Below are 14,155 nucleotides of genomic sequence, written 5' to 3'. Positions count from 1 at the left end.
CAAAGGTATTCCTCTCGGCCATCGCTCTCGCTGCTACAGTCCTATTCTGGCTGTAAATCAATGAGTCTGGAGCCTAGTCGTACGTTCCCAACCAAGTTTTCTTTTGGCTCGACCACATTTACTTGCTTCGGAACTTAGTCGGTGTCATTCCGGTTTGACCTCGGAAAAAGCGAGTGAAATGGGACTTGTCGGAATAGCCGAGCATCAGACCAATCTCCGCAATTGTCATCTGGTCTTCTTTGAGGTGCTCTTTGGCGACATCGACACGCAGCCGTTTGATTTCACGGGGTAGCGTTGTGCCTTGTCGCTGAAGCGCTTTCAGAAACCGTTCCGGTTGTATTCCCAGCATTCCAGCCACCATCTCAGGTCCCAAATCGGTTTCATCTAGTTTGTCGCGTAAGACAGAGCGCAAAGCTGCCACCACGGTTACTTCTTCCTCTTGTTGAGGTGAAGCTATGGGCTTGGCAGAGCCCTCAGAGACATGGTGCAAAAACAACCATCCCACAGGAAAACTAATTTGCATTCCGGGATCAGTCCCAAGGCCAACCTCGATCCCTTTGTAGTCGATAGGCAGCCCATTGATGTATCTGCTTTCCCATCGCACACGCGAAGAATCCCAAGAATCTCCGACGACGGTCTGCAATAGGCGTACATAGATTGCGGCACCAAAACCGGTCACCTGAATGGGCGGGACAGTAGGTTCCTGTTGCCTCTCGATACGATAAGTCGCCTTGTCTGCTTCAATGACGAGGCTGTGCCGCACAGAATTGGACTCCTGCGGTACGAGCTCAACAAAGCGAGTGAAAAACTCGAATAGCGTTTTTGTAGATTGCAAGGCTTGAGCGAAAGGCGGCCATCCTTGTAGGTCAAACGCCTCCCCTACATTCAGTCCTAGGTATCGATCCCCTGATACTTCTGAGAAGGCATTCACCAAACCGTAGACCAGCTCTGAGTGAACGAACACGGATGGGTCAGACAACAGTTCGGCTTTCAATCCGACCTGGTCCAATGCTGGTTGCGGATTGATCTTGCGTTCGGTGAGATATTGCAAAAACGGAGCGGCTAAGGAGAGGCGAATAAAGCCCTCGCTATGCTCTTGAGAGGCGGAGTTGAAAGGCAAGCTCGTCACCCTTGTGATGATTAGTATTTGTATTCAGTGGCCATTTTTACGAACACATTCGAACATGCTAATTCAAAAGTGGCAACCGAGGAAAAGTTTTCCGGACTACAGTTGGCAAAACATGAATATGAAGGGAGTACTTATGTCCGGTCTACGAATGTCGCTTTGCTCGACCGTAATTGTCGCTGCAGGTCTTTCTTTTTCAGCATCCGCGCAGGCTCAGGATCAAGAAGAACCCCAAACGTTGTTTACCAACGTGCATATCTTCGATGGCGTGAATGAACAGCGTATCGAGAATGCCAGCGTATTGGTCGAGGGCAATCTGATCAAGTCCGTCTCAACCGATGCCATTGATGCGCCGAGCGCGACGGTTATCGACGGCGGTGGGCGCACTCTGACACCGGGCTTTATAGAGAATCACGCGCACCTGATGCTCATGGGGCCATCGATTGCCGAGATGGAAACCAACTCGACCTGGGAGGATTTCGCCATCCACGGGACCCGGATGGCCGAAATGTACCTGATGCAGGGCTTCACGACCGTTCGCGATGCCGGGGGCGCTGGCGGCGGGCTGCGGCGCGCAATTGACGCCGGCCAGATCGTCGGCCCCCGCTTTTATCCTTCCGGGGCATTTCTCGGAACACGTGGTGGTCACGCCGATTTCGCATCCTTCACATCTCCGCCGGGTGGGGTGACCAACTTTGGGACTCTGAATATGGCCCAACAGGTCAACGGTGTTGACGAAATTTACATGTATGGCCGCAACAACCTGCGCATGGGTGCCACGCAATTGAAGTTCATGCAATCAGGTGGGGTGATTTCGGCATTCGATCCATGGCAGTTGCTCGCCGGTTCGAAAGAAGAGATCGAGGCCGCTGTTCAGGTTGCCAACGAGTACGGCACCTATGTCATGGCACATTCCTACCGCAAAGAAGCGATCATCAATGCCCTGAATGCAGGGGTCAGAACCATTGAACACGGATTTCACTTTGACTGCGAGATTTCTGCTTTGATGAAAGAAAAAGGAGCGTACATCACGACGAACATCACAGCATTTGATCCAGGCCTACTTGATGTTCCTTCCGTGAAAAACAACCCCAACAGTTTGAGGAAGGCCAAATCGGCCTCGGCGACCTTCGAAGCCTACATTCCAAGTATGAAGGAATGCCCGGCGCCGCGCGGTTTCCAAACCGATTGCGTCGGCTCGGTCGAAGCGTGCAACATCCAGATCGCCTACGAGAAACATCTGAATAACCATTTCTTCGGCCCCTATGCGTCGATGGTAACCCTAACTTCGGTAGGTGGCGAGATCGCGGCACTTAGCGGTGATTTCATGAACCCCTATCCGGAAGGCAAACTGGGTGTGATCGAAGAAGGCGCCTATGCCGACATCCTGCTGATCGATGGTAACCCACTAGAAGACTTCTCGGTTGTTGGCACGGGTGATCAGTGGTTTGGTGCCGATCCGAGGCCGGAAAGCCCTGAAACGATCCGGCTGATCATGAAGGACGGTGTGATATACAAAAATACACTGAATTGACCCCAAAACTCGACCGGAGAGTATTCATGTTCCTTTGGTTTCGTTCCGTCTTGCTCGCGGGTTTGGTCTGTTACGGTCATTCTGCCATGGCAACGCCAGGAGCAGCGCTGGACTGGGCAGACCTCCCGGACCCATCTGTGCAGGTCTTTGAGGATCCCTATCGGGACCTCAGCCCCGAACAGTTCGACGACGTCCTATTCGTTGTGCGGATGCGTGGCAGGCTGCAGCAAGACACTGGCAGCGCGGAAGAAAGACTGAAATGGCAGGAACTTCTGACCGAGACCGAGGATGCCTTGGCGGGAGTTGGCGTTGATGTCGATTGGCTGCTCGATCAAAGAGAGCTTGTGAAAGAACGGCGAAGAAAGGCAGGAACAAACGGAAATCCGCAATTCGACGGTCAAACAATAACAATCGCGGGCTTTGCCATCCCGGGCCCGAGCGATCCAGACGGGCGATCTGTGGCGTATCTAGTGCCAGAACGAGGAATGTGTAGCCACATGCCCCCGCCCCAACCCAATCAAATGATTCGCGTGCGGTTGAATGGCGACTGGACGCCCAGCTATTTCCACGAACCCGTTCGGCTGACGGGCACGCTGACTATCGATCCCACTGTTCAGAATATGATGGTTGTGGACGGCCTCATGCCTATGAGTGCGACATTCCAGTTGGAGACGGAACGTGTCGAAACTCTGGAAACCGAAGCAGACAGGCTGGAATGGAAGCAGCGTGCCGCTGATCGTATCCGAGCGGCGGGCAATCGCAAGACCGGCGGGGCAAAAGCGTCTGAATGATAAGACTTCTCGTTGTCGTACTGAGTATTGTCTTTGCCGGCGCGGCGTCGGCTCAAGGTCTGTCCGGGCCCTCTTCGGTCGAAGCTGATCTTGAGCCCGGAGATGGACTGACCGATCCACAATATCGTTCCGATTTTCCGCGCAACATCGCGCCGGGTTGGTTTCAGGGGAAAGACCGGCTGGCTGAGGGTGGGTTTCGGTTCAACATTGATTACTTGGCGTTGGGCCAAACCACGAACGCTGATCTGGGAACCGGCGAAGCGGCCAGCGGCATCGCTCGTTTCTACGGGAGTTGGCAGGCAACTGAACAGGGGTCTTTGACATTCAAGATCGAAGACCGGCACAACTATACCGATGTTGCCCCACAGTTTCTTGGTCTGGATGGTGGAGCCCTTTCGATCACGGGAACAGCCTTCAACGATAATGGTTTGCTATTGACCAACCTGTTCTGGACCCAAAGGGCCGAGAACGGTTCGTGGACGCTGCAAGTCGGCCAGATTGATGTAACGGACTTTGTGGACATTTATGGGTTGGTAAGCCCATACAGTGGTTTCCAAAACCTGTCTTTCAATACCAACCCGACAATCAACGCACCCAACCAAGGCCTTGGCATTGCGGGCGGGATAAAGCTGAGCAAGAACCTCTACGCTGTCGCGAGCGTCTCAGACGCAAACGCCGACCCGTCTGATCCAAACTTTGATGTGTTTAGCGACGGCAATCTCTTCAAATCACTCGAACTTGGTTACACCTCTGGCTTTGATCGCATTTACTTCGACAATATCCATCTGACCCTCTGGCATGCGGATGCGGCTGACGATGGTAGCCGTCCAGAAGATTACGGTGCCGCGTTCTCAGCAGCATGGTTTATTGACAATAAGTGGATGCCGTTCTTCCGGGCAGGGGCCTCAAAAGGGGCAGCAGCACTCTATGATCGGTCCGTTTCTGCGGGTATTGGCTACTACGGTCGCAATACCGATTTGGCCGGGTTGGGCCTGAACTGGGCCGAGGCAAGAGGCATAGATGGCGATCAGTTCACACTCGAAGCATTCTACCGTTTTTCAATCGCACCCGGACTGCAGATCACGCCATCGGTACAATTCATTTCCGACCCGCTTCTAAATCCCGATCAGGACCGGATTACCCTGTTCGGTCTAAGAACCCGGATCGTTTTCTAATGCGGGGTGAATGCAATAGGTAAGTGGCAGTGCCAAAGGGCGACTAAGTGAGATCAACAGGACTTAGCAAAGCCCGCTTTCTGCGCGTTGCCACCGTTAGCGCGGACTGCAGCACCCGGTAGCTTTGGGCTCTCCTGGCACCTTCGCCGCGAGATCCATGAACGACCGTTTCGCGATGGAGCGCCTTTCGCGGCGCGGCGCACGAACTGGCAAGACGCGGGACAAATCTGCCATTCGGCCTCGCGGTCTGAACGGCAGGTTTTTTCCAAGCAAGTTTGATTAGCTCATAGCGTTATGCATAGTCAGGCGCGTCCAACGTTTCACCGTTCATGTTCCCTTCGACGGCAGCGACGTAGGCCTTTGCAGTGTCTGCCGCCGATAAGCCCGTGCTTGAATCCATGCCCATCATCTCCATCGTTTCCTTGACGAAGACCGGGCTGACGGTGTTCACCCGTAGTTCGCGATCAAGTTCGAGTGCTGCTGCCTTGGCAAAGGATTCCAGCGCCCCATTGGCGATGCTGATCACCACCGAGCCCTGCATCGGTTCTTGTGACAGTATGCCGGCAGTGAGCGTGAACGATCCAGCATCGCTGATATGTCTCTGTCCAACGCGGACAAGGTTGATCTGGCCCATCAGCTTGTGGGGTCGATTCAGGCTGAGTGCAAAATAGGGCGGTAAGGAGATTTCTGAAAAGGTTGGTACGTAGCCGACCCTTCACCGCGCCAAGCCCGAACTGGAAAGACGCGGACGAAGCGGACCTTGATGGTTACAGACTGAACGTCGGCTTCTGGCATTGTTGCGTGAGCTGTTTCTATAGGGCAATTAAAAATTGGCAGTCCTTTTCGAGCAAACTTACAATGCCGGGCAACTTTCTTGTTCTATCTTCTACTTTCCGACAAGAATTGCGTGTTCCCGCTCTATAACCTTTTCCCAATCGCCTTGCGCTTTCAGACCGGTCGAAGAGTCTCCCATTAGCGAAGTGACCATCAGTCTTCCACGCGCTTTCGCTTCTTCTTTCGAGAAACCGGCCTGTTCAAACATCCAGGCGGCGAACTGAAAGCGTTTGCCGATGGTTCTTTGATACGCTTCTTGCACTTTTTCATCGGTTTTTGCCCAGACTGAAACGGCGTGATCTGGCAAGGCGGCGTCCTCTTCAATGACCTTTTTCATGAGAAGAAGAATACGTTCTTCCGGGGGGCCGCCAAATGTCGTTGCTTTTGCGATCACGTTGTCAGTCAGTTCCTGCTCCCAATATCTAAGCACTTCATCCAAGAGTTCACGAACGTTCCTGAAATGCCAGTAAAAGCTGCCGCTTGTCAGGTTCAGTCGCTTTGCCATTGGCGCGACCTTTATCGCGGAAACGCCGCCCTCGTTGAGTACTTTGTAGGCCAGCAATATCCAGTCTTCTTTGGTCGCGGCGTTTTTAGGTGAGCTTCGAGTGTTAGATTCTGACATTCAGATTGCAGCATTCTTCATTTGACATAGAGCAGTCTATGGTTCTACCGTAGAGATGTCTATGGTGAATGAGGGGTTCACGAATTCGTGTTCTCTTAAGAGGCTTCGCTTTGAAGGGGGGGATCAATGAATAACTTAATGAAAACCGCAGCCGGCACATTGATGGCCTTAGGTATGACACTGGCTGGCACAGCCACGGCGCAAAACGCCTTGCCGACAGGTCGGAGTGCCAGTGCAATCGAAAACGGTGTTTATCCCGCGTCTTACTTTCCTAACACTGAAATCCTCGGCGCGGATGAAATGCGTATCACGGCATTGGGTACAGGGATGCCAAACCAAACCAAGGCCGCAGTTTCTATTTCGTTTTATGTGGAACTTGGGAATGGGGACGTCTTTCTGTTTGATGTAGGAACTGGCGCAACGGGAAACCTGTTTTCGCTGCGACCGGACTTTGCAAAGGTCGACAAGGTCTTCTTCAGCCATTTACATGTTGATCACGTTGGAGACTTCATGGGCCTCCACGTTGGGGGTTGGCTTTCGGGCAGATATACCCCGCTCCGCATCTTCGGCCCGTCCGGATCGGAAGATGAACTGGGCACCAAAGCCTATGTTGAAGGCATGTCCAAAGCCTATGCCTGGGACTTGGCCACGCGAACGGGCGCGCTGCCGGACGATGGAGCAAAGCTAGACGTCACCGAATTCGACTACATGCAGGAAAACGAGATCGTCTATCAGGAAAACGATGTCACGATCCGGTCCTGGCCAGCGATCCACAGCCTTGATGGTTCCGTGAGCTACTCTCTGGAATGGAATGGGCTGAAGTACGTCTTTGGTGGCGATACGTATCCGAACAAATGGTATGTCGAATATGCCAAAGGCGCGGACATCGCTTCTCACGAGGCTTTTCTACCACCGGATGCGCTGGCCCCTTATTTTGGCTGGGACATGAAACAGGCTACGTATGTTGCCACGCGCGTTCACACTGAACCCGCGGCCTTTGGCAAAGTGATGTCCGCGGTCGAACCGCGCATGGCGCTGGGGTATCACTCTGTTCTTTCACCCGAAAATTATCAGGCGATTTTGGAAGGCGTCCGTTCGACCTACGATGGACCACTCACGCTCGCACGGGATCTTCAGGTGATCAACGTAACCAAGGACCAAATCGTTGTTCGGGAAGCGAGTGTTGACGACTATGCGTTGCCACCAGCTGTGAGCGACGAGTACATCAATGCCCCGCGTTCGAAAGAAAAAGAGCCTTCTGAAAAGGTTCAAGCCGGCAAATGGGATGGTTACACGCCACCGCCAATGCCGGAAAATTAACGTTCAGGGGAGAACAAAATTCTAATTTGGCGGTATCTGTGCCGACTATTCCTGATGCTGAGCGTGATGGCCTCGGGTGCACAGGCCGTTTCAGCAGATGTCGTTTTGACAAACGGTTCGGAAGTCGCACCCAATATTGCTGTCCTTCATGTCAAAGATGATGGGGTTTACGTCGACCTTGAGGTCTATGTCGAAGATATTCCGTTGTTTGCGGATATGCTGCCAATCGGATTGTCATCCGATTTCGTCGAAGGTGAGCCAGAGATTGAACAAAGTTCTGCCCAAGCCGAAAGTCGGGCGCTGTCGATTGTTGGAAGGGACGGACAGGCCCTACACGCTGAAATCAGAAAGATAGAATACCGAAAGCGCATAGACCGGGCCTCGCCGCTCGCAGGTCAGCGTGATCCCTTCTCGGGTCAAATTGTTCCCAGCCCGCCAAAAGATCCGCGCGTTTTATTCGTGGAAGTGTTCTTTCCGTTTCAGAACTCAGTTCCCAAGGAGCTGACTATTGTGCCTCCATCGCGGGATGGCGAACCACTGGCGACAATCGGGATGCAGGTTTTTGACCGAGAGGTTCCGGTCACGGATTTCAGCTTCTTGTCAAAGCCGGCAGAGTTAAAGATTTCCTGGCCTGACCCTTGGGAAACCCGATTTTCTGCTGAAAGCCTGAATCGGAAAGCGCAGGACGGGACATCAACATTTCTTTATTTCGAACCTCGTGAAGTTCGGCATGAGACGTTGATCCGCTTGCGTGAACTGGCGCCTTGGATTGGTGAAACCACCGAAGTGGGGCAAACACTTTCGCCACAGCGTAGCGCTTTGATCGTAAACCAGGCGGCGTCCTTCCTGGCTTCACGTAACCCGGTGACCATTGATGGCAAATCAGTACAACCGTCAAACGCAACAGCAAAGCTCCTGGAACTAACATCGCAGGGTTTTCAGGTTGTCGAGCCTGGAAAGGAAGTGTCCGTGAACAATGCGTTTATTGGAGCTATCCTTTCCTTCTCTTCGTCGGACCTTCCCGATCAGGTGACCGTCACATGGGATATGTTTGACGAAGAAATTACCCGCGTCGCGACTATTTCCAACGATATCGCCGGGCCGTTCTTTGGGGCTGTGACACCAACGGATCCACAGTTCCACTGGCAGAACCACTTGCTCCAATACGAAAAAACATCTGTCATTCAGATTCCAGTTGAGGGGCAGACACGGCAGCAACTGGTAGCCGCTTTGGTCACCGGGACTATCAGCGCTGTCTCACTTGGTCTTTTCCTACTGTGCAGAGGCAAAGTTGTAAGGCGTGCCAGTTGCGTAACCATGATTGCCGCTGCTTCGGCAACTGTCGCATTCTCGGGATATTTGCCGGATTTGCCTTGGAAGAAGTCTGAGCCCCCTGAGCCACAGGTTGCAGAAGATATACTGCGCTCGATGGTCGAAAACTTGAACACGGTGACCCTGGAAACTTCGCCGGCAGCAAGAAAGGCAGAGCTGGCACACATTGTAACGGAAGCGTCTCTGAGTGACATCGCAACAGAGGTTGAACGTGGTCTCGTGATCCGAACGCCAGGAGGCAGTCTTGCTACAGTTACGGAAATTAGAGACCTGAATTTAGAGCGCGTTGACCCTACCCTCAAACCGGGTGGATTTAGCACTCTGGCCAAATGGACAGTGAAAGCTCAAGGCGGTCATTGGGGGCATGCCCACATGCGCGCCGTTACGTTTCGGGTGCTGGCGGAGGTCATACCTGAGTCAGGCCATTGGAAGCTGGATGGATTAACTGTAATCGAGGCTCGCGATCCAAATGCATAAGTATTTAAGATCACAGGTTTTTGCTTTAGGCGCTCTGTTTGTCGGAGTGCTCTTGTCACTGACGCTATCAGCCTCGGCGCATTTTTTGCTTAACCTCAACGTTCGAATTTCGCATGTCGAGCATTCCGAAGACAGTCTGCGTGTCTACATCCGTACGCCCATGCCTTATCTGGTTGCAGACAAGGTCGGTGACCAGGATGGTGAGGCCTTGCCGAAAGCTGCACCATTCACGACCAATGCCTTGAGCGACGGTCAGTTGGTCCACTTTGTCGACTTGCAGGCTGTCATGAGCGATCCCAAAGGGCTGGGGCATTTGGCCGAAGGCGGGTTGCATCTGTTGGTCGACAATCAGCGCTTAAGGGGAACAGTTAAGTCCGTTCGCTTACATCGCGTTGGAAATGAGCCCGGATTTGCAACTTTGGCCGAAGCTCAACAGGCCGTGGACACCGAAACGGCCTTAACGCCACCGCTTTTTGTTGGTGACACAATTGTCGATCTCGTCCTGCATTATGACACTGACGGCCCGGTCCAATCGTACAGTATTGCCAACGTGCTGGACCCCGGCTTGCCCGATCAGGACCAAACGGCCAACCTCATTCTCGACTACGCATCGGACACACCGCAGATATTCCGATCTCGGGGCCTGATGACTGAACCATTGGTAGTTCAGCAAGAGGGGTATGGAGGATTCCTGAGTTTTGTCTGGGAAGGTATACGACATATCCTCGAAGGATTGGATCATGTTCTTTTTGTTGTGTGTTTGGTCATTGGAGCGCAGACACTCAGGGCGCTATTGCTGCGTGCAACCGGTTTTACCGTTGGGCATAGCGTAACGCTGTCGCTGGGGTTTTTCGGGTTTGTACCATCGGGCGCGTGGTTTGTCCCTGCCGTCGAAACCGGGATTGCGCTTTCTATCATTTTTGCAGCCGCAGCGGCGTTTATGAGTTTTAAGGACCGCGCGCGCTCTGAGGTCACGATGGTGCTTCTGACAACGCTGATTGGCCTCTTGCACGGGCTTGGGTTTAGTTTTGTGTTGCACAAGATTCTACAGGTTACATCCCCAAACATCTGGCAGAGCTTGCTTGCTTTCAATCTTGGCGTCGAGCTTGGCCAGGTCGCCATTATTCTTGCGCTCTGGCCTGCCTTAATAATGTGTCGGCGCGTGAACTCCAGTTTGTGGATGTCCCTACGAGTGGGCTTAGCCGGTGGATGTGCGGCTATCGCCTGCTTTTGGACCTTTCAGCGAGTTGCCGAGGTTTATTCCACGCTGGCTTGAGGTCATTTGACTGGCCCATGTAGAGATGAATGCAGAAAGCAAGCGGACGCTCGGCTGTTCCGCAGCATTAGACAGATTTGGGCTCAGAGCGGACCTCGGAGGCAGCGCGGCATCATCCTCAGTTGAGCCGCAGATATAGGATAAGTCTGTCCGGGGAAGGGGGAACTGCGCTCAAACTCCGATTTGCGCAACAAAGGCCATCTACCTGATCAAAAAGGCGACGAGCAGCGAAAGTCCAATCCGAATATTCAGTCTGCGGTGACGATACCCTGGAGAAAGTCGTCAAAGATGGCGTTCACCACGATATGGATTTTTGGGCGATCTATCTTGTCTGGATGGAGACCGCCGTTGGTTACGAAGCAACCAACGGCAGATATCTAAAGCAGGCGGGTCGCCATACCACCGTCAACGGCGACCGGAGAACCCGTCACGAAGCTTGCCCGGTCTGACAGAAGGAACAATGCAGATTGGGCAATCTCCTTTGGCTCCGCCATGCGTTTCAGGGGATGCAAGTTGGCAATAAAGTCGTGCGTCGCAGGATCATCGCCGGCCATGTCAGTTTTAGTACCACCCGGCAAAATAGTGTTGATACGGACCCTCTTGGCCGCATGATCAGATGCCAAAGACTGTACGAGCCCAATCAGTCCAGCCTTTGATGCGGCATAAGCCCCCATGCCGGGCATTCCCCCATTGCTGACACCAACAAAAGTTCCGGTGAATACAATAGACCCGCCACCGCGTTCCTCCATTGCCGGAATCTGCGCTTTGGCCGCAAAAAATGCACTGTTGAGGTTTGTAGCAAGAACCGACTGCCAGTTGCCGGACTCCATTTCGTGAATTGGACCCATCTCGCCCATAATGCCCGCATTGTTAAATGCGCCATCAAGGCCGCCAAACTGCCGTTTCGCCAGATCAACAAGATCCCTGGAATATGTTTCGTCCGTCACGTCGCCCGCAAGGTAAACGGCGCGCCCGTTGCTTTGGGTAATCTGCCCGACGAGTGTGTTTAGCTGAGCTTCCCTGCGGGCACCTAACACAACATTCGCCCCTTCCGAGGCAAACAGAAGCGCTGCTGCAGCACCGATTCCGCTGCTCGCGCCGGTAATGATGATGGTTTTGTCTTTAAGTTCCATGGTCATGCCTTTTTGAAATTACATGCCAATCACCTAAGGAATGATGCGAGTGAATCGCGACCCGGTTCTTGCGGGTGTTGAGCTACTTGAGGTGAAAGCGCAAGAAACGGATCAATTGGTTGACCTCAAACGGGAGCCGCCGTTCGTTCGCGGTAGCGAAATCACTTTATTGGGATCAGTACCAACGCTGTTGCAAGTGCAATATCTAGCGATTGAGCCTACGAGAACGGCCCATAAGAGACCTTCGTTGCCCGCCGCCGAAGCTGCGGTCGCAGCCCGCATTGCCGCCATTCGCTGCGGGTGCAAAGTCGAGAGCATGACGACTTAGAAGCGGGCCACTGGCTTAAGCTGCAGCACACATGCTCAGAACGAATTCAACGCGCTGTTGCACTGATACTCTTGGCAGCTCCGTTCTCAAGTAGCCAAGGGTATCTAATGCGCGCACAATACGGCGATGCTCCTGAAGTGCTTCACTGAAGTCGTGCCTGCGCTCAGCGTCCTGCGTGAAAAGATCTTTCCATGGAGGGGCTACGAAAACATGCTTTGCGTATTGCCGCGATGTTCCGAGTGTTTCTGATAGGTCCGGTCCACCAGAACTCGCTAAGGCAACCGCAGCATCAACTAAGCCGCGATCAAAAAAGACCCAACCTTCTGACTCACACGCTGCGTGCAAGTCGGTCCTTGCAACCTCAACGGCTCGCAAGGCGAATGCGTGCATGTTCACCCACGGCAAAGCGTGACTCGCCCGGGCCAGTTCATCTGCAACGATCCGTCGACCAGGCTCTGGCACCGTAGTGTGCCCACATTTGCCGAGGGCCTGAAGCAAAGTTGACTTTCCCCCACCAGAACAGCCTGTCAGCAAAATCAGCTTTTGTCCCATCACTTTGTCCCAAGACCAATTCTGCGTCGCGCTACCGCTCGTTCTGAGGAAGGCCGTCTGCGATCTCGTAGTAGTCCCCTTTCTCGGACACAAAGATATGCATCGCGAGAGACGTATGCGTTGCTCCATCGAACATGCCCATGGCCACAGCCGTCCAGTCATGGTGGATCGGATCCCAGAACAGTGTTGATCCACAGGTGCCGCAGAAGCCCCGTCGCACATTTTCAGAAGATTGGTACCAGCGCACTGCATCCTCGCCTTCGATCCGAAGTGCCGTACGGGGAATGTCTATGGAAGCCTCGAAATGACCAGAGTGCTTGCGACATTGCTGGCAGTGGCACGCGGTGGGGCGTGGCAGGTCACCTTCGACGACGATCTTTATGGCACCACAAAGGCAAGATCCTCTATGCATGGCCGACCTCCTCTGCTTTTGGCGTACGGTTTCGGCGGCGCACGTTCAGTGCTTGAATGAGAGCTTTCGCCTCAACTGGCGGCTCCTGTTCGACGCGTCGGTAGTCAGTGCCATCGTTTTGACGCGTCAGAAGCCCCGCAGAAATCATAGTGCGCCGCAGGGTTGCTGGGTCCTTGAAGATGTGTTCGAGATTCAGACGCTCATTGACGTCCTGCTCCATCATCGACCGTACCGGTGGAAATCTCGCCCAGAGCGCCCAGAGAGCAAGCGTTTGCACGTTGCGCTTGGACGGCCAGCGAACGAGACGACCATTTGCATCGAATTGATGCAAGGCGCGCTTTACGGCACGCGCATCAACGGGCGGCGGGTTTGTTGCGCGGGCAAGTCTTTGGCCAGCGGCGTGGATCGATCGCATGTGTTGGACGTTTTGAAAACCTGCGGCACGCGCAGCCATATTCATAAGCACGAGGTGCGGTGGACTTGCGTCGCCGAGTTGCTTGGCGAGGGATCGCACAAACAAGGTCAAGTCGTCCGCGTGTAGCGGCAGGGGGATTTTAGGCATGGGACTTCCACATCAAGCGCCGATGCTGGATCGTCGGTCGCTGGCTTGACGAAGCGGCGCTCTCAACTGTGTTAGTGAATGCAATGCCGTTTAGACCTCTTGGCAGGTTTAGCTCTCCCGAAGGAGCAGCGACGCCTCGGTGTCTGCCGACCGTGCGAAAGAAATAGCAAACGATGCGACCAATACCAAGCCCATCTTTGTTTGGTCTGCCCAACGAGACGGCTTCCGTCATCCGTCTCTGCCTGGTTCGCTCTGATCGCTGGAGAATAGTGCAATCTTGTTGCCTTGAGGATCGCGCAGGTAGGCGACAAAAAAGTTCGGACCGTAGGCCTTTCTGAATCCTGGCGCTCCATCGTCTCTTCCACCTGCCTCAAGTGCAGCGGCATGAAGATCGCGGACCTGTTGTTGGTTGCGCGCCTCGAATGCGACCATCGTGCCATTTCCCGTTGATGCGGGCTGCCCGTCAAAAGGGGATTTGACATATAACTCAGGCAGATTTGGCGCTTGTCCTGGCTTTGTCGGAAGCGCATAGCTCAGATCACCGTGATAGTGTTCCAGCTGATATCCGAGATCCGGCAGAAACGCAGAGTAGAAGCGTTCCGCACGCGTCATGTCATCGGCACCGAGTGTGATGTAGGCAATCATCCTTCAGCATCCTTGTGATTTTTTCCTATTCGTCGC

14 protein-coding genes are annotated in these 14,155 nt (G+C 53.7%); 6 read left to right on the top strand and 8 right to left on the bottom strand.

The annotated features are described in order from the left end of the window. Positions 1-118: 118 nt before the first annotated feature. Entirely contained in the window at positions 119-1,120 is a 1,002-nt protein-coding gene (locus AC2FH8_RS20100) for an AraC family transcriptional regulator (protein WP_496690588.1), read from the bottom strand. On the opposite strand from AC2FH8_RS20100, the gene AC2FH8_RS20095 reads away from it, so the two are divergent. From AC2FH8_RS20095 to AC2FH8_RS20085, 3 genes are all read left to right on the top strand, one after another. After that, positions 1,110-2,660 carry an amidohydrolase family protein gene (locus AC2FH8_RS20095; protein WP_496690587.1) on the top strand — a complete coding sequence of 517 codons (1,551 nt, stop codon included), beginning with the start codon at positions 1,110-1,112 and terminating at the stop codon, positions 2,658-2,660. The two genes, AC2FH8_RS20100 and AC2FH8_RS20095, sit on opposite strands and share 11 nt — an antisense overlap. Positions 2,661-2,746: 86 nt before the next feature. Next, positions 2,747-3,451 carry a DUF3299 domain-containing protein gene (locus AC2FH8_RS20090; protein ID WP_282027650.1) on the top strand — a complete coding sequence of 235 codons (705 nt, stop codon included), beginning with the start codon at positions 2,747-2,749 and terminating at the stop codon, positions 3,449-3,451. After that, on the top strand, positions 3,448-4,626 hold the full coding sequence (locus tag AC2FH8_RS20085; protein ID WP_496690586.1) for a carbohydrate porin: 1,179 nt from the start codon (positions 3,448-3,450) through the stop codon (positions 4,624-4,626). The genes AC2FH8_RS20090 and AC2FH8_RS20085 overlap by 4 nt, the downstream gene beginning before the upstream one ends. A 292-nt stretch (positions 4,627-4,918) precedes the next feature. Here AC2FH8_RS20085 and AC2FH8_RS20080 read toward each other — a convergent pair whose 3' ends face one another. Both AC2FH8_RS20080 and AC2FH8_RS20075 read right to left on the bottom strand, forming a co-directional pair. After that, positions 4,919-5,260: an SDR family oxidoreductase gene (locus AC2FH8_RS20080; RefSeq protein ID WP_496690585.1), complete on the bottom strand. Its 342-nt coding sequence runs from the start codon at positions 5,258-5,260 to the stop codon at positions 4,919-4,921. Positions 5,261-5,512: 252 nt separating this feature from the next. Continuing rightward, positions 5,513-6,082 carry a TetR/AcrR family transcriptional regulator gene (locus tag AC2FH8_RS20075; protein WP_496690584.1) on the bottom strand — a complete coding sequence of 190 codons (570 nt, stop codon included), beginning with the start codon at positions 6,080-6,082 and terminating at the stop codon, positions 5,513-5,515. Positions 6,083-6,208: 126 nt separating this feature from the next. Here AC2FH8_RS20075 and gntH point away from each other — a divergent pair, with 126 nt between their 5' ends. The 3 genes from gntH to AC2FH8_RS20060 are packed head-to-tail and all read left to right on the top strand — an operon-like array spanning position 6,209 to position 10,487. Beyond that, a complete protein-coding gene (gene gntH, locus AC2FH8_RS20070; protein ID WP_496690583.1) occupies positions 6,209-7,402 on the top strand; it encodes a guanitoxin biosynthesis MBL fold metallo-hydrolase GntH in 1,194 nt (397 codons plus the stop codon). A gap of 54 nt (positions 7,403-7,456) precedes the next feature. Next, positions 7,457-9,211, top strand: coding sequence for a hypothetical protein (locus tag AC2FH8_RS20065; RefSeq protein ID WP_496690582.1), 1,755 nt, complete (start codon positions 7,457-7,459; stop codon positions 9,209-9,211). A 52-nt stretch (positions 9,212-9,263) separates the two neighbouring features. Then, positions 9,264-10,487, top strand: coding sequence for a HupE/UreJ family protein (locus AC2FH8_RS20060; RefSeq protein WP_496690581.1), 1,224 nt, complete (start codon positions 9,264-9,266; stop codon positions 10,485-10,487). Between the two features lie 377 nt (positions 10,488-10,864). Here the strand turns inward: AC2FH8_RS20060 and AC2FH8_RS20055 are convergent, their stop codons facing one another. From AC2FH8_RS20055 to AC2FH8_RS20035, 5 genes are all read right to left on the bottom strand, one after another. After that, the gene (locus AC2FH8_RS20055; protein WP_496690580.1) at positions 10,865-11,620 is read right to left on the bottom strand and encodes an SDR family oxidoreductase; all 756 of its coding nucleotides are present in this window, start codon (positions 11,618-11,620) and stop codon (positions 10,865-10,867) included. Positions 11,621-11,963: 343 nt separating this feature from the next. Beyond that, entirely contained in the window at positions 11,964-12,500 is a 537-nt protein-coding gene (locus AC2FH8_RS20050; protein WP_480537495.1) for an AAA family ATPase, read from the bottom strand. Positions 12,501-12,531: 31 nt separating this feature from the next. Continuing rightward, positions 12,532-12,912, bottom strand: a complete 381-nt coding sequence (locus AC2FH8_RS20045) for a GFA family protein (RefSeq protein WP_496690579.1) — start codon at positions 12,910-12,912, stop codon at positions 12,532-12,534. Then, on the bottom strand, positions 12,905-13,327 hold the full coding sequence (locus AC2FH8_RS20040) for a DUF2087 domain-containing protein (protein WP_496690578.1): 423 nt from the start codon (positions 13,325-13,327) through the stop codon (positions 12,905-12,907). Before AC2FH8_RS20040 ends, AC2FH8_RS20045 begins: the two co-directional genes overlap by 8 nt. Positions 13,328-13,702: 375 nt before the next feature. Continuing rightward, complete coding sequence (locus tag AC2FH8_RS20035; protein WP_496690577.1) at positions 13,703-14,119, bottom strand: VOC family protein; 417 nt, start codon at positions 14,117-14,119, stop codon at positions 13,703-13,705. Positions 14,120-14,155 lie beyond the last annotated feature (36 nt).

This window comes from Ruegeria sp. CDSC025 (assembly GCF_059610805.1).
The sequence above is the reverse complement of the archived record's forward strand: the minus strand, read 5'-3'. Positions and strand labels throughout refer to the sequence as shown.

Coding starts and splice junctions, on each gene's coding strand:
- AC2FH8_RS20080 (WP_496690585.1), bottom strand. CDS start 5,260: ATGGGCCAGATCAACCTTGTCCGCGTTGGACAGAGACATATCAGCGAT.
- AC2FH8_RS20040 (WP_496690578.1), bottom strand. CDS start 13,327: ATGCGATCGATCCACGCCGCTGGCCAAAGACTTGCCCGCGCAACAAAC.
- AC2FH8_RS20050 (WP_480537495.1), bottom strand. CDS start 12,500: ATGGGACAAAAGCTGATTTTGCTGACAGGCTGTTCTGGTGGGGGAAAG.
- AC2FH8_RS20055 (WP_496690580.1), bottom strand. CDS start 11,620: ATGGAACTTAAAGACAAAACCATCATCATTACCGGCGCGAGCAGCGGA.
- AC2FH8_RS20045 (WP_496690579.1), bottom strand. CDS start 12,912: ATGCATAGAGGATCTTGCCTTTGTGGTGCCATAAAGATCGTCGTCGAA.
- AC2FH8_RS20035 (WP_496690577.1), bottom strand. CDS start 14,119: ATGATTGCCTACATCACACTCGGTGCCGATGACATGACGCGTGCGGAA.
- AC2FH8_RS20065 (WP_496690582.1), top strand. CDS start 7,457: ATGCTGAGCGTGATGGCCTCGGGTGCACAGGCCGTTTCAGCAGATGTC.
- AC2FH8_RS20090 (WP_282027650.1), top strand. CDS start 2,747: ATGGCAACGCCAGGAGCAGCGCTGGACTGGGCAGACCTCCCGGACCCA.
- AC2FH8_RS20075 (WP_496690584.1), bottom strand. CDS start 6,082: ATGTCAGAATCTAACACTCGAAGCTCACCTAAAAACGCCGCGACCAAA.
- gntH (WP_496690583.1), top strand. CDS start 6,209: ATGAATAACTTAATGAAAACCGCAGCCGGCACATTGATGGCCTTAGGT.
- AC2FH8_RS20085 (WP_496690586.1), top strand. CDS start 3,448: ATGATAAGACTTCTCGTTGTCGTACTGAGTATTGTCTTTGCCGGCGCG.